Here is a 17,120-nt window from a genome sequence, read left to right on the forward strand (position 1 = left end):
CGGTGGTGTTGGGGGGCCTCGCGGGGTTCGCCCCCGGGCGCGCCCCCCCCCCCCCCCCCCCCGGCCGGCCCCCCCCCCCCCCCCCCCCGGGGGCCCCCCCCCCCCCGGGGGGCGGGGGGGGCCCCCGACGCGTTCCCCCTCACAGGTGAGCTACAAAGATATGCGCGACGTATCAGAGACTCTCGGGGAACCTCCTGCCGGTATCGTGTGGAGCACCATGAGAGCTGACACGAACGACTCGTGGCTCGCCCGGGCCATGGCCCAGCCGGAGCCGGAGGACCGTACGGAGCGCCGGATCCTCGACGCGGCACTGGACCAGTTCACGCTCCTGGGGCTGCGCCGCTCCTCCGTGGACGACGTCGCCAAGCGGGCCGGCGTCTCCCGGGTCACCGTCTACCGGCGCTTCCAGACCAAGGACAAGCTGGTCGAGGACACCCTGCTGCGCGAACTCAGCCGGTTCTTCCAGCGGCTGGACGCGGCGGTGGCGGCGCTGCCGACCATGAGGGAACGGGTCGTCGAGGGCTTCGTGGTCGCGCTGCGCCACACCCGCGCCCATCCGCTCTTCGGCGGCCTGCTGCGCCTCGAACCCGAGGTGGTGCTGCCGTATCTGACGGTGCAGGGCAGTTCCTCGCTCTCCGCCACCGTCGAGTATCTGACGGTCCATCTGTGCCGCGCGCAACAGGTCGAGGGCCGTCCCGACGACGACCCGCGTCCCGTCGCCGAGCTGATGGTCCGGGTCGCCGTGTCCTTCCTGCTCAACCCCGCCAGCTGTATCGAGATGGAGGACGAGGACCAGGCGCGGGCCTTCGCCCGCCGCTATCTGGCCCCGCTGCTGGACGCCTGACCGAACCGCGAACCGAACCCGCCACACCGGCTGGACCTGCCTCACCGGCCGGTCCTGGTGTCCGGCGTCCCGGGTCCGGGGCCCGGCGGAGTGCGCGAGCGGCCGGTCAGCGGCGCCGGTGCAGTGCCTGGGCCAGCCGCACCGCGCGCTCCCGCGTGGCGGCCGGAACCGAGAAGGACGTCAGCACGACCGGCGGGGTGAACCGCTGCACCGTGGTCGACTGCACGGACGTGAAGGCGCGCAGCCCTTCCTCGCCGTGGATCCGCCCGAAGCCGGAGTCCTGCGAACCGCCGAACGGCAGCGCCGGCACCGCGGCGAAGCCCAGCACCGAGTTCACCGACACCGCGCCCGCGCGCAGCCGCGCCGCGATCGCCGCACCGGCGCGCCCGTTGCGGCAGAACACCGCCGCCCCCAGGGCGTAGCGCGAGGAGTTGGCCCGCTCCACCGCCTCGTCCACGTCGGCGACCTCGTTGATCGACACGACCGGCCCGAAGGTCTCCTCGGCCATCGCCGCCGCGTCCTCCGGAACCCCGGTCAGCACGACCGGCGCGACATACGGGGCGCGAACCGACCCGGGCCCGCCGAGAAGGGCCCGCGCGCCCGCCGAGACCGCGTCGGTCACATGGCGCTCGATGATCGAGATCTGGCCCGGCAGGGTCATCGGGCCGTAGGGGGCGTTCGGCTCGGCACCCGGGCGCAGTGCCCCGGCCCGCTCGACCACCCGCTCGCACAGTGCCCCGTGGATCTCGCGCACCGCGTAGACGCGCTCCACCCCCGCGCAGGTCTGTCCCGCGTTGCTCAGCGCTCCCCACACGATCGCGTCGGCGGCCGCGTCCAGGTCCGCGTCCGCGGCGACGATCACCGCGTCCTTCCCGCCGCACTCGGCGAGGAACGGTGTCAGCGTCTCGGCGCACACCGCCATCACTTTGCGGGCCGTCCCCGGTGATCCGGTGAACGCCAGTTTGTCGACCCCGGACCGCGCCAGGGCGTCCCCGGTGGAGGCCGCGCCGGTGACCGTGGTGAGCAGCCCCGCGTGTTCGGGCACGGCGGCGTCGAAGAGCTCCGCCAGCAGGACGCCGGTGCCCGGGGTCAGCTCGGACGGCTTGAACACCACGGCGTTCCCCGCGGCCAGGGCGTAACCGATGGAACCCATCGGGGTGTACAGGGGGTAGTTCCAGGGGCCGATCACGCCGACCACGCCCAGCGGCCGGTGCACCAGCGAGGCCCGCTGGTGGACGGCGAACAGCCCGGTGCCGACCTTCCGCCGGCGCAGCACCCGATCGGCGTTGCGGGCGGCCCACCCCAGGTGCTCCAGCGTGAGGACGACCTCCAGCGCGGCGTCCCCGGCCGGCTTGCCGGTCTCCTCGGCGATGACCCGGGCCACGTCGTCCAGGGCGGCGGCGAGGGCCTTCTTCCAGCGCAGCAGGTGGTCACGGCGCCGGGACCCGGGCAGCGCCGCCCAGCCGGCCTGGACGCTCCGGGCCCGGGCCACGGCGCGGGAGACCTCCTCAGGCCCTTTCACCGGGTGCGAGGCGATCGGTTCACCGGTCGCGGGGGAGTGCGTGGTGAAGGTCGCCGTGCGTGGCGCGGCGGCCGGGGTGGTGTCGGTCATCGGGTCTCCTGACGGGGAGCGGGGGGAGCGGACGACCGCGCCGGTGCGGCGGCCTGTCCGGGCGGCGGCTCGTCCGGGAGCGGTGCCGGCGGACGGGAGTGCGCCCAGTGCGGACCCAGGTCGTCCAGGGTCCAGCCGAAGGGGTAGGTGCGCGCCTTGGGCTTGCGCGGGAAGCGCTCCGGCCGCGCGGGCAGCAGCCTGATCAGCGCGGCCCGGACGCGGAACGCGCGATGGACGGCGGCCCGCAGCCGGCGCGGCTCCGGGGGGAAGCCGAGCGCCTTGAGCAGCGGTTCGTCGAGGACGGCGAGGGCGACCCGGGACGCCAGGCGCCGTGCCGGTGCCGGGTACCACGAGGCCATGATCCGCAGGGTGGCGGCGGCGACCCTGCGGTTGGCGGGGTCGTAGGCGAACATCTCCCGCTCGTAGTCGTCGTGGAGCCGTTCGAACGCGGCGTAGGTGCCGGGTACGCCGGAGATGCCCATCATCTCGCCCATCCGCCGGCCCACCAGCGCCAGGCTCTCGGTCTCCTGCTCGGACAGGCGCCGCCAGCCGAACCGGTCGATCCACCGCTTGGGCCCCACCACCGTGGTGGCCAGGACGTACAGGAAGTCCTCGTTGGCGATCCGGTAGCGGCCGTGTATGCGGTTCAGATGGCGGGCGGCCGCCCGCCCGTGCTCGGAGTCCAGCCCCTCGCGGACCATCTCGTACGTGATCAGCACCGTGTCGTCGTACCGCTTCTGGCCGGCGCGTTCGAACTCCTGCGTCCGGTCCAGGAGTTGTGAGATGTGCGGGATGCCGTAGTCGCGCAGGAACGCGATCGATGTCCCGTGGAGATAGTCGCGGGGGAACTCGTAGTGGACGACCCACCGGTAGATCTGCTCGTAGTCCTGCTGCGGATCCATCTGCTGGATGCGGCGGAGCCGGCTGTAGCGGCCCATGGGGATCCCTCCTGCCGGAATCGCGGCGTGAACGGTCAGATCTGCGGACTGCTGACGTTCGGGTCGGGGCGACGAAGCGAGCACCCCCCAGGGTGAGTCGATGATACTGAAACTATTGAGTTGTTTCATCGGGCGTCAATACTCCGGACGTAACCGAGGGGCCGAGATGCCCGTGGGCAGACCGCGGCAGCGCCCGAGCCGCCAACTCCCCTGTGGGCAAAGGTGGATGGCGGCCCGCCCGAGGGGTGGCGCAGGGGCTTTCGGTGCCCCGCGGGAAGGTGCGGATCATGCGCCGCGGCCGCCCTCGCCCTGGAGCGGCCACCCCGCGAGGGGCTCACCGGGTGTCAGATCCCACCGGTAACGCGTGATTCAACGCATATGACCGAAATGCCCCCTGGCGTGTCGGACATCACTGGACCCCGCCGGCCGTGGCCAACTCGGCTGCGGGACAAGAATTTCCAGGCGATATGGGCGTGATGCGTCGTCGGCGGGACACTTGCGGATCGAGTTCGCCTCGCGCAGAGTCCATCACCGTTCAGTCCGCCATTGCTCACGTGTTCTGCGAATGGTCCAGCTGTCGCATGGGGGCGAAAGGTCACGCGTACATGCCAATGAATTGCACAACTGATAATCGGAAACACCGCCGTCCTCGCGCCATGCGAACGAAATTGGGTGTGCTGGCGGTCACCACCGCCGCGCTCGCCGGAGGCGTCCTTACGCAGACAGATCAGGCGGAGGCGGCCACGCCGGGCGTCGTGGTCGATTCCCTTTCCGTGTCCGCGGCCCCGAACGGACAGTCCAAAGCCACCGCCACGGTCCACAGCGCCAAAACGATCAAAGTGCAGGCACTGACGGTCGCCGTGCGATCCGCCGGGGGCGGAAACTACGACTTCCCCGGAGCCGTCGCGACCACGCTGGGAACCCGGTCCACCGCATTCACCTCGGGCTCCCGCGCATTCCCGGCCGGCGCCTATACGTATTACGTGGCGTACAAGTTCCACGACCGCTGGCACAGCCTCTCTCCGGTGAAATCCTTCACCGCTGGATCCGGCACCGGCACCACCGCGACGCCGACTCCCACCGCGGCACCGACGGCGACCGCGGCACCGGCACCGACGGCCTCCACTCCCGCCGCCACGACCACACCGCCCGCGTCCCCCACGCCGACGGCGACGCCGCCGTCGACTTCGGCGCCGACGCCGACCGCGACACCGACGTCCTCCGCGCCGTCCACGACCGGCGCCGCGCCTGTCGGTATCCCCGGCACGTGGCACCAGGCGTTCAGCGACGAGTTCAACGGCACCAGTCTCGACGGTTCCAAGTGGAACGCGAACTGGTTCGGTTGTTCCGGGTGTGCCACCAAACCGGTGAACTCCGCCGAGGGATCCGCCTATTCGCCGTCGCAGGTCACGGTCGGCGGCGGATCGCTCCACCTCAAGCTCATCCAGCAGCCGACCACCGTCGACGGCAAGACGTATCCCAACGTCTCCGGCCTGGTGACCAGCAACGGAAAGGCGCAGTTCACCTACGGCGCTTTCGAGGCGCGCATCTACACGCCCTCGTCCGGGACGAAGATGGCCAACTGGCCCTCCTTCTGGCTGGACGGGCAGAACTGGCCGACCGATGGTGAGCTGGACGTCCTCGAAGGCCTGGGCGGCTCCGCCTGCTATCACTTCCATTCCACGGCGGGCGGTCCGGGAGGCTGCGCTACCGGCACCTACTCCGGCGGCTGGCACACGTTCGGCGCCGAATGGAAGCAGGGCTCCGTCACGTACTTCTACGACGGAAAGCAGGTCGGTCAGATCACCTCCGGGATCACCTCCGCCCCGATGTATCTGATCCTCAACAACGCCATCAACCCCAGTCACAGCGGAACCAACGTCGTGCCCGCAGACATGATGGTCGACTACGTGAGGGCCTGGCAGCACTGACCCCACCGACGCGCCAGGGCGCCGGCCGCGTCATGCGGCCGGCGCCCTTCGGCTGTCGGCCCCCGGGCCGCCGACTCCCCTGTGACAGCGCGGCCTCGAGGCGAACCCCTGCGGCGGCGCGGCTTTCGAGGCGCGTCGTCCTACGTCATGACGGTCCGGCCGCCACGGCCCGCTCCGGCGGTCGCGGCGGATGCCCGCGCCTCCGCCGCGAACCAGTCGACGGTGTGCCGAAGACCCTCGTCCAGAGACACCCGCGGCTGCCAGCCGAGCGCCTCGCGCGCCCTGGCGATGACAGGGCGCCTGCGGACCGGGTCGTCGACCGGCAGCGGAAGATGGCGCAGCTCGCCGCCGGATCCGGTGATCGCCGTCACGAGTTCCGCCAGTTCCCGCACCGTGTGCTCCTCCGGATTGCCCAGATTGATCGGTCCCGGCTCGGCGGAGTCGAGCATGGCCACCAGGCCGCGGACCAGGTCGTCGACGTAGCAGAAGCTCCGCGTCTGGGAGCCGTCGCCGAAGATCGTCAAAGGTTCCTCGTCGAGTGCCTGCCTGATGAAACTGGAGATCACGCGGCCGTCGTACGGGCGCATGTGAGGGCCGTACGTGTTGAAGATCCGGACGATCCCCGCGTCGACCCCTTGGCTGCGCCGGTACGCCATGGAGAGGGCCTCCGCGAAGCGCTTGGCCTCGTCGTAGACGCTGCGGGGGCCGATGGGATTGACGTGCCCCCAGTAGTCCTCGTCCTGCGGATGCACCGCCGGATCCCCGTAGACCTCACTGGTGGACGCCAGGACGAAGCGCGCTTCCTGGCTCTCGGCCAGCCGCAGCATGTTCTCCGTCCCCCGGCTGCCGACCGCCAGCGTTTCGAGCGGATGGCGGTGGTAGTCGGCCGGGGACGCGGGCGACGCGAGGTGTGCGACGGCGTCGACCGTCCGGGCGAAGCGGAACCGCTCCGTGACGTCGCACGGAACGCAGTGGAAGCCCGGCCGGTCCAGCAGGCGGGCGATGTTGGCCTTCCGGCCCGAGGAGAAGTTGTCCAGGCAGTAGACGGTGTCACCCCTGCGGAGCAGTTCCTCGCACAGATGGGACCCCAGAAAGCCGCTGCCACCGGACACCGCCACACGCATGAGATTCGTCCTTCCGCTCGGCCGAGCCGTGGACCGCCAGTCCGTATATTTACGACGTATACGTACATGGTCGCCCCAGGACGGGCTGAGGTCAATGCGTGCCGAGGACGGATCCATGAACCCGGCGGCCGCACGGCCCGGCCGGTCGCGGACGGAAACGCCCCGTGGGCCGTGGCGCCGACGGGGTGCCGGTGAGATCTCCGGTCAGCGGCACCCGGCCGGGCCGGAGCGCTCCGGCCGCAGCAGGCGCCAGGTCACCAGCCCCGTGAATCGGAGCGCCTCGGCCGCGGCCGGCAGGGGATCGTCCCAGGAGAGCCAGGCCCGCTCGGTGGCCCGCACGTGCAGCAGATCGGACGGCAGCCGGCGCTCATGGCGCAGCCACGCCACCGCCGACGCGAAGTCCAGCTGGCCGGCGACGAAGACCCGCCCCTCGGCCTGGGCGCCGTCCGGCACGGCCCGGCCGGTCAGGTCGAGATGCATGGCGCGGACGACATCGACTCCGTGGACGCTCTCGAAGAGGCGGAACTGGGCGCCGACGCGCGGGTTGAAGTCGACGAGTTTGTACTGTCCGTCCCGGCGGTCGTAACGCCAGTCGAGATCCGCCAGTCCGCTGTAACCGGTACGGCGGCACAGCCGCTCCGCCAGGCGGGCCAGTTCGGGGTTGCGCAGTCCCACCGCCCGGGCGGTCATCCCCGCGTACGGAGGCCAGGAGCGCAGCTTCAGGCCGGTGAACAGAGCGCGCGGAACACCGCCCGTACCGCAGTACATGTGGGTGATCCAGTCCTCCGCCTGCTGTCTGGGGATGTACTCCTGCACGAGGACGGGCGGCGGACGGCCCGTCGGGAAGCGGTCGAGCAGCGCCCGTTCGGTGGGTACGACGGTGGTGGTGCCGCTGACGGCCGGGGTGCGGAGTCTGCTGAACGGCGCCAGATTCTTGAGCACGAGCGGATAGCCGAGCTCGCGGCCTGCGTCGACCAGCTCGTCGCGGCTCTCCGGCGCCCTTGACGACGGCGAGGGCACACCTGCCTCGGCGCAGATCCGGTGCAGGCTCGCCTTGCAGGCCAGCAGACGCGGCAGGTGGGCCGGCACGGGCGGAATCAGGAAACAATCCTTCAGCCGGTGCGCGTACTCCGCGAGCAGGATCGCCGCCTCGTCGTCGGTCGGCACCGCCACGCACCGGGCGCCGATCGCCCGGCCCATGGACAGCAGACCGTCCGCGAGTTGCTCCGGTTCCTCGCAACCGGTCGTCGGCCACACGAATCTGCTCGTCAGATGGCGCGAGAGGGCGACCGGGGTGAAGCGGTCCTCGACAACGGCGTGGACCGGGACGCCCAGCCGTCCGACCGTGCGCACCACCCCCAGACTGCCGTGGTGCAACGGATAGTTGCCGATTCTGGCGAGGAGTACGGGTACCTCGGTGTCCAGCAAGACGACCACCCGCACCACTCCGGGACGCTTCTCCTGAAAGGAACTAACATGGACGAAGCTCGCGGATCCACTCGACAGTGGTGAATCGCCCGCATTCAGTATCCCCGACAATCAGGGGTCGTGCCGCTGACAGCCCGGCAAGGTCTGGTATGAAGACACCCGCCAAGATGTCCTCGCTCTCCGGTTTGCTGCCCCTCTACTTCCCGCGCGCTCTGGCCGGTCTCGACGACCGCCTCCGGGCTCACTGGCTCGTACCCGGCGCCGGTCCCAGGGACATCACCGTGGTCCGGCGCCCCTCGCTGCCCAAGGCGGGCCTGCTGGTGTTCGAGCTGCGGCACGGCGGGGAGAGCCTGGTGATCAAACACCCCAGGGACGAGGCCGCCGCCGCCGTCGCGGCGCGGGAGTGGGAGGTCCTGCGGGAGCTCGCCGCCGACAGCCGGCTCGCCCCATGGCGTGCTCTCCTGCCTCGGGTCGTCGGCTCGCCCGGGCCCGAGGGGACCTTTGCCCAGACCGCGCTCCAGGGCGTCCCGGCCGAGCGGCTGATCCTGGACACCTCCGGGGACCCGTATGCCGCCATGGCGCCCGCCATGCGGCTGCTGGCGGACATACGGTCCGCCACCGGGCGGCCCCGCAAGGCGGCCGACCGGGCCTCCGCCTGGTGCGAATCACAGCTGACGGCTCTGTCCGCAGGAATGCCCCGTTACCGGTCCGGCCGTCGAGCGGTCGAATTCGAGGCCCTGCGCCACCGGCTGGACGCGGCCCTGACCGGTGCGGTGCTGACGGAGGGCTGGACCCATGGCGACTACCACCCCGGCAACGTGCTGCTCGACCGCGTCCCCCTCCGGGTGACCGGTGTCTTCGACTGGAGCAGCGGCCGCGCCGACGGGCCGTGCGAGATCGACGCCTACTCCTTCGTCCTGGCCCTGCGCAGTACCTTCACCGGCCGCCCGCTGGGTCGCCTGGTCGCCGAGACGCTGCGCGCCGGCCGGATACCGGACGCCGACCGCGCCCTGCTCGCGCTGGCCGGGCTGGACCCGGAGGACGGTGTCGCCGATCCGGTGGCCGTTCCCCTGCTGAGCTGGCTGTGGCACGTGGTGAACAACGTCTGCAAGTCTCCGAGGTTCGGCCACAGCTACGGGTGGCTCACCCACACGGTCGCCCCCGTGCTCGACGAATGCGCGCGTTGGGCCGGTACGCGGCCGTGACGGCCGCGGCGCCACCCGAGACGAGAGGGAGCGACCATGCCCATGAACACCCGGTTCGGCGCCCGGCACGGAGCGGCCGGGAGCAGGGGCATCCATGACGCTCCGCAGCGGCTGCCCACGGTCGTGATCGGGGCGGGCCCCTACGGGCTCGCCACGGCCGCCTGGCTGAGCGCGGCGGGGACACCGCGGCGGGTGTTCGGTGAACCCATGGAGTCCTGGCACGCCAACATGCCCGAAGGCATGTTCCTGAAGTCCGTCCCCGCCGCTTCCTCCCTCTCCGCGCCGGAGTCCGGATACCGTCTGGAGGACTTCCGTACCGCGCGGGGACGCGGCCCCGTCGGCGACCGGTACCCCATCCCCGTCGAGGAGATGATCGCCTACGGGCGGTGGTTCCAGGAGCGCCGTGTGCCGGAACTGGAGCGCCGCAGGGTCCGTACCGTCGTGCCTGTCGACGGGCTGTTCGGCGTCACCCTGGACTCCGGGGAAGAGTTCCTCGCCGAGAACGTGGTGATGGCCACCGGGCTGGGCCCGTTCGCCCACGAGCCCGCGGAACTGGCCGGGCTCCTCCCGGCAGAGCGGGTCTCCCACACCAGCCGGCACCGCGATCTGGGCCGGTTCTCGGGACAGCGGGTCGCTGTCCTCGGCGCCGGGCAGTCGGCCCTGGAGAGCGCCGCGCTGCTGCACGAGGCCGGGGCCTTTCCCACAGTGATCGCCCGCGCGGCGTCCGTCGCCTTCGGCAGCCCGCCCGACACCGACCGTCCCTGCGACCGGCCGCGTCCGGTAAGGATCCTCAAGCCGGGTTCCCCGCTCGGACCGGGCTGGTCGCTGCTGGCGTGCAGCCACGGCGGCCGCGCGATTCGCCGGCTGCCGCAAGGGCTGCGGCTGCGGCTGCTGCACAACGTGCTCGGTCCCTCCGGCGGCTGGTGGCTGAAAGAACGCGTCGACGACCGGATCCCGGTGCTGTGCGGCCGCACGGTCCGCTCCGCGGGGGTAGAGGACGGCATGGTGCGTCTTGAGCTCGGGGGCATGGACACCGGCGGACGTACGGAGACCTTGCGCGCCGACCATCTGCTGCTGGCCACGGGGTACCGGGTGGACGTCGACCGGCTCGAGCTGCTGGCACCCGAACTCCGCCGCGAGGTCGAGACGTTCCACGGCGCACCCGGGCTGTCGTCCGGGTTCGAGTCCTCCGTGCCCGGACTGTTCTTCACCGGACTGGCTGCCGCTCCCACCTTCGGACCCGTGCTGCGGTTCGTCGCCGGCACCGGATTCGCCGCGCGCCGTCTGGCCGGCTCGGTCGCGGCCGGGACCCGTGCCCGCCCATGACGTCACGGGGCGCGGTGCTCGGCGTGCTCATGCTGTTGCTGGTGGCATGCGGTGCCTGCGGATCCCCGCCCGGAACGGCGGTCCCCCGGCCCGTGGTGCCCGGCGACTGGCGACTGGTCTTCCACGACGACTTCGACGGATCGCGTCTCGACAAGGGCCGCTGGACCACGTGCTACGACTGGAACGAGCGCGGCTGCACCATCAGCACCAACAACGAACTGGAGTGGTACCAGCCCGGTCAGGTCACCGTGAGCGGAGGGAAACTGAGCCTCACCGCCCAGCGCCGGGCCGTCCGCGGCAGCGACGGAAAGGTCTACCCCTGGGTGTCCGGCATGATCTCCACCGGCCGGGACGACTGGTACGCCCAGCCCCGAAAGACCTTCACCTACGGCTACTTCGAGGCGGCGGTCCGTATCCCGGAACAGGGCGGGATGGCACCGGAGTTCTGGATGATGCCCGCGAACCGCTACACCCCGCCCGAGGTCGACATCATGGAGTTCCTCGGCACCACGCGCAGGCTGTCGATGTTCGTGCACTGGAGGAACGCCGAGGGTGCCGAGAGGAAGGAGCGGGGGACCTTCACCGCGTCCGGTTTCCCCGACGGCTACCACCTCTTCGGGCTGCTCTGGGAGAAGGACAGACTCGTCTGGTACGTCGACGGGGTCGAACGGTTCCGGGTGACCGCCCCCGAGCGCATTCCCCACGTGCCCATGGAAGTCATTCTGAACCTGGCCGTCGGCCTCCCCTCCACCCCGCCCCCGGGCACCGACTCGGCGCGCATGCTCGTGGACTGGGTCCGGGTCTGGCAGCGTTGACGGACCGTCAGCGGCCCGCGCGCTCCTGGTACTTGGCCGCGGCGGGGTCAGGCTGGTATCGCCCGGTAGGGCAGCCCGGTCATCGCTCTCGCCCGGCGGTAGGCACGCCAGCCCCTGGTCCGCAGTCCTTCGGCGAACGGTGCCACGGGTGCCCCCTCGCCGCCGGTCCAGAGCGCGAAACGGTCGCGGCCGGTGTCGGCCCGGACCATGAGCCGGGCGAACCGCAGCGGGTCGTCCCCTTCCGAACTGAAGGCGGAGTCCGCCCGGATGGCGGCGGCCGAGGTCCAGCCGGCCTCCCGCACCAGCGCGCGAACGGCGCGGCTGGAATAGCCGTGCGGGTAGGCGAAGGCGTCGACACGGTGCCCGAGCGTGTCCTCGATCCGCTGCTTGCACCCGGTCACCTCCTCCCGCACCGAGGTCCGGGGCAGCGTGTCCAGTTGCGGATGAGTCACGGAGTGTCCGCCGATCTCGACCCCGGCCGTGTCCAGCTCCCTGACCTGGTTCCATTCGAGCGTCGCCACGGACGGGAACGGCCCGCCGCCCGACGGCCGGCCGGCGGCGCGCAGGGCGCCCGTGGTCACGTACAGGGTCGAGGGAAGTCCCCGTGCGGCGAGCAGCGGAGCCACCGTGGAGGCGAAGTCCGCGTATCCGTCGTCGAAGGTCAGCACCGCGGACCGCGGTGGCACCGGAGGACCGCCGAGCAGGGCGGCGACCAACTGCCGCAACGGGACGACGCGCAGTCCGCTGTCGGCGATCATGTCCAGGTGTTCCGCGAACGTGCGTGGACTCACCGTGAACGGGGCCAGCCACGGCGGTGGGTCGTCCGACACCGCGTGGTAGAGGAAGACGGGTACGACGCTCATGACGGGGCCGTCGTCGTCGGCGTCGCCACTGCGCGGCGACGCCGGGAGAGGGCCGGGGAGCCCAACGGCCGGATCGATCCGACGAGGTAACCGGTGACGGTCGCGCACACACCTCCGGACAGCGCTCCGATCGTGCGCAGCGCGCCGGGCCGTCGGATCCGGGTCACGTTGCGGGCGAGGGCCCGCGAGATGGTCGACCGCACGTACACGCGCTCGTTGGCCAGGGCCGGCCCGCGGCCGCAGCGCCGTGCCACCAGCGCCTTGGACAGTCCTTCGATGTAGCAGCGGTTGCGGAAGTAGGACCAGCTGGTACGGGACTCGGGGACCCGGTGCCGTATCTCGGCGGCCGGCTCGTACAGCAGGACGGCCTCCGGGTCGCGGGCGGCGAGCCGCAGACACAGGTCCGTCTCGTCGCAGCTCGCCGCCGGACGGCTGCCCACGCGTCCGAGGGCGTCGAGAAAGCCGCCGACGGCGAGCAGTTCGCTTCTGCGGAAGGACATGTTGGCGCCGATGAAGTTGCGGACGCGGGCGGCCTGCCGGGGCTGTCCCCGGTAGGAGCAGCCCACCACCCAGTCGAATTCCGGGGGGAACCACACGGGGCGCGCCGTCGCCCACCACGGCCGGACGAACCCGCCGACGCCCACCACGCGAGGGTCGCGGTAGGGCGCCAGCAGACGGCCCGTCCATCCCGGTTCCGCGGTGGCGTCGTCGTCGAGGAAGGCGACCACGTCGGTCCGCGACACCGACACTCCGGTGTTGCGGCCCCCCGACAGACCGCGGCGCCGCTGGTTGGGCACCACGTGGACGCCGGACAGTTCGCGTTCGGCGCGCTCCAGGAGGGCCTGGTTGTGGTCGACCACCAGCACGACCTCGTCGGCGGGCGGATCCTGGACCAGCACCGACCCGATCGCGGCCCGCAGATCCTCCCAACGGTCGAGGGTGTAGGCGCAGATGACGACCGACAGGGTGGGGACGGTGCGCTCGGTGGAGAGTGCGCTGTTCATGATGACCCTTCAGTGACGGGGACGAGCCAGCGGGACCAGGACACGAGCAGGAACGCGGCGATCACGCATTGCGCGACGAGCCAGGCGAGGCCCGCGCCCGCGACGCCGAACTCCGGCAGCAGCAGCCGGGTGAGCCCGAGCACCAGGACGCACATCGCCGCCTGCAGCCACACCGCCCAGTGCAGACGCCGCCGCGCCCGGGCCACGTCGATGGCCACGCTCAGCAGCAGGTTCGGCAGCGCGGACAGGGCCAGCAGCCGCAGCAGCGTGGTTCCTTCGGCGGCGTACGAGGCACCGAAGATCGACAGGATCTGCGGGGCCGCGGCGACCAGGACGACCGTGATGCCGCCCAGCAGCAGACCCGAGTGACGCAGGACGCGCAGGGAGTGCCTCACGAGTCGTTCGGGCCCGCGCACGGACTCCGCGAGCAGCGACGTTCCCATGTTGCGGGCGATCAGGTAGGGCACGTACGCGACGCCCCAGGCGACCGAGTAGAAGGCGCTCGCCTCGGCACCGCAGGTGTTCAGCACGATGAGCGGGACCAGGGTGTAGCCGGCGACCCGGAACAGGGAGCCGGCCCAGTCGGCCGCGGCGTACCCGAGCATGCGCGGCGGTGGCGGCGCGGTCGTCGTCGTCCGCTCGTGCCGGGGAACGCCTCTGCGCATCAGGACGTAATTGGCCACGACCAGCGACACCACGAGAGCTCCCGCCCAGGACAGCAGTATCCCGGAGAAGAAGCCCAGAGCTGCGGCCAGAGCGAGCAGCACTATCTTCACGACGGCGAATATCAGGTTCTCGCCCACGACCCAGCCCGGCATGCGGACCGCGGTCAGCGCGCCGTCCTGCAGGACGAATACGGCGTAGCCGGCGGTCGCCACCACGAAGCAGATCGCGGTGACCGGTGTCAGCAGGAAGCCGAGCTCCGGTTCGACCACCGGTACCAGCGCGAGGAATGCCACAGCCACCACCACGCTGAAGGACGTGCTCGCCGCATAGCAGGTGAGGACCAGACGGCGGGTGCGGCGGCCGGCGGTCGGCACGAACCGCACCAGGAAGTCGTTCAGGTTGAGCTGGCCGATGCCCGTGAGCAGGAGAGACGCCATGAGTGCCGAGTAGCCCAGGCCCACGGTCCGCTCGTCGTACCAGTGCGTCGCGAAGGTCCAGAAGAAGAAGCCGAGGCCCGCGTTGACGAGGGAACTGACCGCGAGGACGTGTCCCGTGCGGAGTACGGGCTCACCCGGGAGCGCGGCGGCGACACCGGCGCGCAGCATGTCCAGGGGCCGTCGTCGCATACCGGCGCCTCCTGCTGCCGATTCGGTCACCCGACGGGTGTACAAGCCGCTCACCTCGTCATCAGGTTCCGGCGCCGGCGCCGGTGAGGCGTCCGCGGAGATAGCCGCAGGGGCCGTAGACCATCCCCCGTACTTCGAGGAGCGCCAGGTGCCGGGACCAGTCGGCCTCGGGATCGGCGCCGCGGTCGCGTGACCGGGTCATGGCGTACTGGATGCCGCGGGGCAGCCGCCTCAGCAGGGCGGGCAGTTGACGCGGGTTGCTCAGCAGCGCGCCGGTGAGATAGGCGCCGAGACCGGCGCCGTAGCCGAAGGCCTGCGCTGCCACGGCGTCCATCGTGCGGCGATGACAGTGCCAGACGACGGCGCTCGGCTGGTAGGCGAGGGTGTGACCGGCCGTCAGGATCTCGAAGAAGGCGAGCAGGTCGTCACCGCCCCGGCCGGGGGTCCCGGCACCCGTCGCCGTGTCGAAGCCGCCCAGGGCGCGGAGCACGGTGGTACGGAACGCCATGTTGGCGCCCGAGCCGAAGCGTCCGGCGGTGAACGGGAACAGGGGGTCCGCGGGCGGATCGAACAGGGACCAGGTGCGGGGTACGTACCCTTTCGCGAACCCGCCCTGACGTTCGAGGGCGGTCTGGGCCTGAGTCTCCAGTTCGGCGGGCACGATCAGCCCGGTGACGCAGCCGATCCGCGGGTCGTGTGCGAACGTCCCGGCCACCGCCGAAAGCCATCCGGGGTCGACGAGCGTGTCGTCGTCCGTGAAGGCGACGACGGATCCGCGCGCCCGGCCGAGCCCGACGTTGTGGGCCCGGGCCAGTCCGGCGACGGGTTCGCGGACGTAGAGGACCCGTCCGGTGAACTCCGAGCGGACGAGGACTTCGGTCGTGTCGTCCGCCGGGGCGTTGTCGACCACGATGATGTCGAAGTCGGGATAGGTCGAGCGCAGCAGCGAGCGCAGGCAGTGCCGCAGCTTCTCCGGACGGTCACGGGTGGCCACGACCACGCTGATGAGGGGGGCCTGCTGAAGTACGGGGTGCCGGACGCCACCGTCCGATGGGCCGGTGCGGTCCACGGCGCGGTGCCGGGCGAGCTGCCCGGCCAGTTCCCGGTGGGCGGTGTCGGCCAGCGCCCGCCACAGGCCCTCGGGCCCCGAGGCGTCCGCGGCGCTGACCATGCCCAGCGGGCGACCGTGCAGTCGTACGAGCGCCCGGGCCTGTCCTTGGGGCCGGGCGGGCCCGCGGTCACCGGGCAGCCGGAACTCTCCCGGCCGGGCCAGGTCGATGTCGACCACCGGCACCGGGGGCCGGATGACAGGGGAGCGGGCCGGGGCGGAACTCACGACGCGCTCCGCGCGGGTCGCGCGGCGGCGGACCGGGCGCCCGGCCGTTCCGAGAACAGGGTGCGCAGCACCCGGCGTCCGTCGGATATGGCGTGGAGGTTCGAGCAGCCGCTGCGCCGGGGCAGTTCCAGGCTGGGGACCTCGGCGATGCGCAGACCGGAGCGCAGCGCATGCACGATCATCTCGGCCTCGATCTCGAAACCGGCGGCATGCAGGTCCAGCTGGTCGAGGAAGCTGCGCCGGAAGGCGCAGTAGCCGTAGCACAGATCGGTCAGGCAGGCGTCGTACAGCCGGTTGGCGGCGAGCAGGAGCACGTGGTTGCCCATCTTGCGGATGGGGGTGATGTCGAGCGAACCACCGCCGGCGACGAACCGTGAGCCCTTGACGAAGTCGTAGCCGTGGTCGAGGAAGTGCACGAAGTGGGGGATCTCCGCCGGTGACATGCTGCCGTCGGCGTCCATCATCACCACGTAGTCCCCCTTGGCCTCCAGGAAGCCGGTGCGCAGCGCGTTGCCCTTGCCGGGGCCGTTCTGCCGCACGTTGCGGACGGTCGGCAGACAGTGCTGCGCCATGGGGACGGTGGCGTCGGTGGAGTTGCCGTCGACGAGGATCACCTCGTCCACACACGCTGGGATCTGATCGAAGACCCACGCGATGTTGCGCGCCTCGTTGAGGGCGGGGACGACCAGACTGACGGTGGCCTGCGTCCCGGCTTCACGCTCGTTACCGGTGATCGTGTCGTTGTACATGATCTGCATCTCCGAGTGCGCCCATACGGCATATGTTTACGACGTATATCTACACCTTCACCCGATTTGTGAGCGACGTCAAGCGAGGGGCGGAGTTCGCCGGGAGGCGCGGATCGGTCCGTGCCGGTCAGGCCGGGGCGCAGGCCGTGTTCCGGCCGTGCGGGGACCGCTGTGAAGCCCTCACCTGGATCGCAGCGGCGACCGGGCGAGGCCGCGGCGGCGCCTCACTCCGAGGCCGGCGGCCCGGATCGGCCGCTGTCGGCCGTCGGCGGGTCCGGGTCCGGGACGTCACGCGGCTTCTGGCGCCGGCCTTCGCCGGGCAGGGGCAGCAGGGCCAGGACGGACGTGGCGGCGGCGAGCGCGAGCAGCGCCCGGGTGACGGTGAACGCGCCACCGAGGAACAGGGGCTCCACGACGAGCACCGCCATCGACAGGCTGAGCGTCAGGGCCAGGACACCCGTCTCCAGGACCGCGGTGCGGTCCCTGAGACGCCGGACGCGCGACCGGGCCCACCGCGAGGCCGCCAGGCCGGGACAGACGAGCAGGAACGCCGTCGTCACCACGGCACGCAGGACCAGGGCGTCGGGCAGGAGGGTGACCACGGCCAGGGCCACCCAGCCGGACAGCGCGAGTCCCCAGCGCGGGTAGGTCAT

15 protein-coding genes are annotated in these 17,120 nt (G+C 71.5%); 5 read left to right on the forward strand and 10 right to left on the reverse strand.

The genetic code is table 11. The features are described 5' to 3' along the window. The first annotated feature begins 217 nt into the window (after window positions 1-217). On the forward strand, window positions 218-844 hold the full coding sequence (locus tag ACF07B_RS27570) for a TetR/AcrR family transcriptional regulator (RefSeq protein ID WP_392180895.1): 627 nt from the start codon (window positions 218-220) through the stop codon (window positions 842-844). A gap of 106 nt (window positions 845-950) precedes the next feature. Here ACF07B_RS27570 and ACF07B_RS27575 read toward each other — a convergent pair whose 3' ends face one another. Continuing rightward, a complete protein-coding gene (locus ACF07B_RS27575) occupies window positions 951-2,456 on the reverse strand; it encodes an aldehyde dehydrogenase family protein (protein WP_392180896.1) in 1,506 nt (501 codons plus the stop codon). After that, window positions 2,453-3,394, reverse strand: a complete 942-nt coding sequence (locus ACF07B_RS27580; protein ID WP_392180897.1) for an oxygenase MpaB family protein — start codon at window positions 3,392-3,394, stop codon at window positions 2,453-2,455. Before ACF07B_RS27580 ends, ACF07B_RS27575 begins: the two co-directional genes overlap by 4 nt. A 656-nt stretch (window positions 3,395-4,050) precedes the next feature. Between ACF07B_RS27580 and ACF07B_RS27585 the strand changes: the two genes are divergently transcribed. Further along, a complete protein-coding gene (locus ACF07B_RS27585) occupies window positions 4,051-5,325 on the forward strand; it encodes a family 16 glycosylhydrolase (protein ID WP_392180898.1) in 1,275 nt (424 codons plus the stop codon). Window positions 5,326-5,465: 140 nt separating this feature from the next. Here the strand turns inward: ACF07B_RS27585 and ACF07B_RS27590 are convergent, their stop codons facing one another. Together ACF07B_RS27590 and ACF07B_RS27595 are read right to left on the reverse strand one after the other, a co-directional pair. Then, window positions 5,466-6,449, reverse strand: coding sequence for a UDP-glucuronic acid decarboxylase family protein (locus ACF07B_RS27590; protein ID WP_392180899.1), 984 nt, complete (start codon window positions 6,447-6,449; stop codon window positions 5,466-5,468). 204 nt (window positions 6,450-6,653) lie between these two features. Continuing rightward, complete coding sequence (locus ACF07B_RS27595) at window positions 6,654-7,886, reverse strand: ATP-grasp domain-containing protein (RefSeq protein ID WP_392180900.1); 1,233 nt, start codon at window positions 7,884-7,886, stop codon at window positions 6,654-6,656. Between the two features lie 140 nt (window positions 7,887-8,026). Between ACF07B_RS27595 and ACF07B_RS27600 the strand changes: the two genes are divergently transcribed. From ACF07B_RS27600 to ACF07B_RS27610, 3 genes are read left to right on the forward strand one after another with little or no spacing between them, the layout of a single operon-like run. Continuing rightward, window positions 8,027-9,082, forward strand: coding sequence for a phosphotransferase family protein (locus ACF07B_RS27600; protein ID WP_392180901.1), 1,056 nt, complete (start codon window positions 8,027-8,029; stop codon window positions 9,080-9,082). A gap of 36 nt (window positions 9,083-9,118) precedes the next feature. Next, complete coding sequence (locus tag ACF07B_RS27605) at window positions 9,119-10,408, forward strand: NAD(P)-binding domain-containing protein (RefSeq protein WP_392180902.1); 1,290 nt, start codon at window positions 9,119-9,121, stop codon at window positions 10,406-10,408. Further along, window positions 10,405-11,223, forward strand: coding sequence for a family 16 glycosylhydrolase (locus tag ACF07B_RS27610; protein WP_392180903.1), 819 nt, complete (start codon window positions 10,405-10,407; stop codon window positions 11,221-11,223). Before ACF07B_RS27605 ends, ACF07B_RS27610 begins: the two co-directional genes overlap by 4 nt. Window positions 11,224-11,270: 47 nt before the next feature. On the opposite strand, the gene ACF07B_RS27615 is transcribed toward ACF07B_RS27610, so the two are convergent. The 6 genes from ACF07B_RS27615 to ACF07B_RS27640 form a co-directional block, all read right to left on the reverse strand. Further along, entirely contained in the window at window positions 11,271-12,086 is an 816-nt protein-coding gene (locus ACF07B_RS27615; RefSeq protein WP_392180904.1) for a polysaccharide deacetylase family protein, read from the reverse strand. Continuing rightward, the gene (locus ACF07B_RS27620) at window positions 12,083-13,090 is read right to left on the reverse strand and encodes a glycosyltransferase family 2 protein (protein WP_392180905.1); all 1,008 of its coding nucleotides are present in this window, start codon (window positions 13,088-13,090) and stop codon (window positions 12,083-12,085) included. The genes ACF07B_RS27615 and ACF07B_RS27620 overlap by 4 nt, the downstream gene beginning before the upstream one ends. Continuing rightward, window positions 13,087-14,382 (reverse strand): lipopolysaccharide biosynthesis protein, encoded by a 1,296-nt coding sequence (locus ACF07B_RS27625; RefSeq protein ID WP_392180906.1) that lies wholly within the window; start codon window positions 14,380-14,382, stop codon window positions 13,087-13,089. The genes ACF07B_RS27620 and ACF07B_RS27625 overlap by 4 nt, the downstream gene beginning before the upstream one ends. A 61-nt stretch (window positions 14,383-14,443) precedes the next feature. After that, complete coding sequence (locus ACF07B_RS27630; protein WP_392180907.1) at window positions 14,444-15,718, reverse strand: glycosyltransferase; 1,275 nt, start codon at window positions 15,716-15,718, stop codon at window positions 14,444-14,446. Continuing rightward, window positions 15,715-16,467 carry a glycosyltransferase family 2 protein gene (locus ACF07B_RS27635; RefSeq protein ID WP_362398064.1) on the reverse strand — a complete coding sequence of 251 codons (753 nt, stop codon included), beginning with the start codon at window positions 16,465-16,467 and terminating at the stop codon, window positions 15,715-15,717. Before ACF07B_RS27635 ends, ACF07B_RS27630 begins: the two co-directional genes overlap by 4 nt. Window positions 16,468-16,691: 224 nt before the next feature. Continuing rightward, on the reverse strand, window positions 16,692-17,120 hold the full coding sequence (locus ACF07B_RS27640; protein ID WP_392180908.1) for a hypothetical protein: 429 nt from the start codon (window positions 17,118-17,120) through the stop codon (window positions 16,692-16,694).

The sequence above is a fragment of the Streptomyces sp. NPDC015532 genome (assembly GCF_043078065.1).
Taxonomy (GTDB): Bacteria; Actinomycetota; Actinomycetes; order Streptomycetales; family Streptomycetaceae; genus Streptomyces.

Excerpts from the sequence above, each read along its gene's own strand:
- ACF07B_RS27640 (WP_392180908.1), bottom strand. The coding sequence starts at position 17,120 with ATGACCTACCCGCGCTGGGGACTCGCGCTGTCCGGCTGGGTGGCCCTG.
- ACF07B_RS27585 (WP_392180898.1), top strand. The coding sequence starts at position 4,051 with ATGCGAACGAAATTGGGTGTGCTGGCGGTCACCACCGCCGCGCTCGCC.
- ACF07B_RS27615 (WP_392180904.1), bottom strand. The coding sequence starts at position 12,086 with ATGAGCGTCGTACCCGTCTTCCTCTACCACGCGGTGTCGGACGACCCA.
- ACF07B_RS27610 (WP_392180903.1), top strand. The coding sequence starts at position 10,405 with ATGACGTCACGGGGCGCGGTGCTCGGCGTGCTCATGCTGTTGCTGGTG.
- ACF07B_RS27635 (WP_362398064.1), bottom strand. The coding sequence starts at position 16,467 with ATGTACAACGACACGATCACCGGTAACGAGCGTGAAGCCGGGACGCAG.
- ACF07B_RS27620 (WP_392180905.1), bottom strand. The coding sequence starts at position 13,090 with ATGAACAGCGCACTCTCCACCGAGCGCACCGTCCCCACCCTGTCGGTC.
- ACF07B_RS27580 (WP_392180897.1), bottom strand. The coding sequence starts at position 3,394 with ATGGGCCGCTACAGCCGGCTCCGCCGCATCCAGCAGATGGATCCGCAG.
- ACF07B_RS27600 (WP_392180901.1), top strand. The coding sequence starts at position 8,027 with ATGAAGACACCCGCCAAGATGTCCTCGCTCTCCGGTTTGCTGCCCCTC.
- ACF07B_RS27570 (WP_392180895.1), top strand. The coding sequence starts at position 218 with ATGAGAGCTGACACGAACGACTCGTGGCTCGCCCGGGCCATGGCCCAG.
- ACF07B_RS27590 (WP_392180899.1), bottom strand. The coding sequence starts at position 6,449 with ATGCGTGTGGCGGTGTCCGGTGGCAGCGGCTTTCTGGGGTCCCATCTG.
- ACF07B_RS27625 (WP_392180906.1), bottom strand. The coding sequence starts at position 14,382 with ATGCGACGACGGCCCCTGGACATGCTGCGCGCCGGTGTCGCCGCCGCG.
- ACF07B_RS27605 (WP_392180902.1), top strand. The coding sequence starts at position 9,119 with ATGCCCATGAACACCCGGTTCGGCGCCCGGCACGGAGCGGCCGGGAGC.
- ACF07B_RS27575 (WP_392180896.1), bottom strand. The coding sequence starts at position 2,456 with ATGACCGACACCACCCCGGCCGCCGCGCCACGCACGGCGACCTTCACC.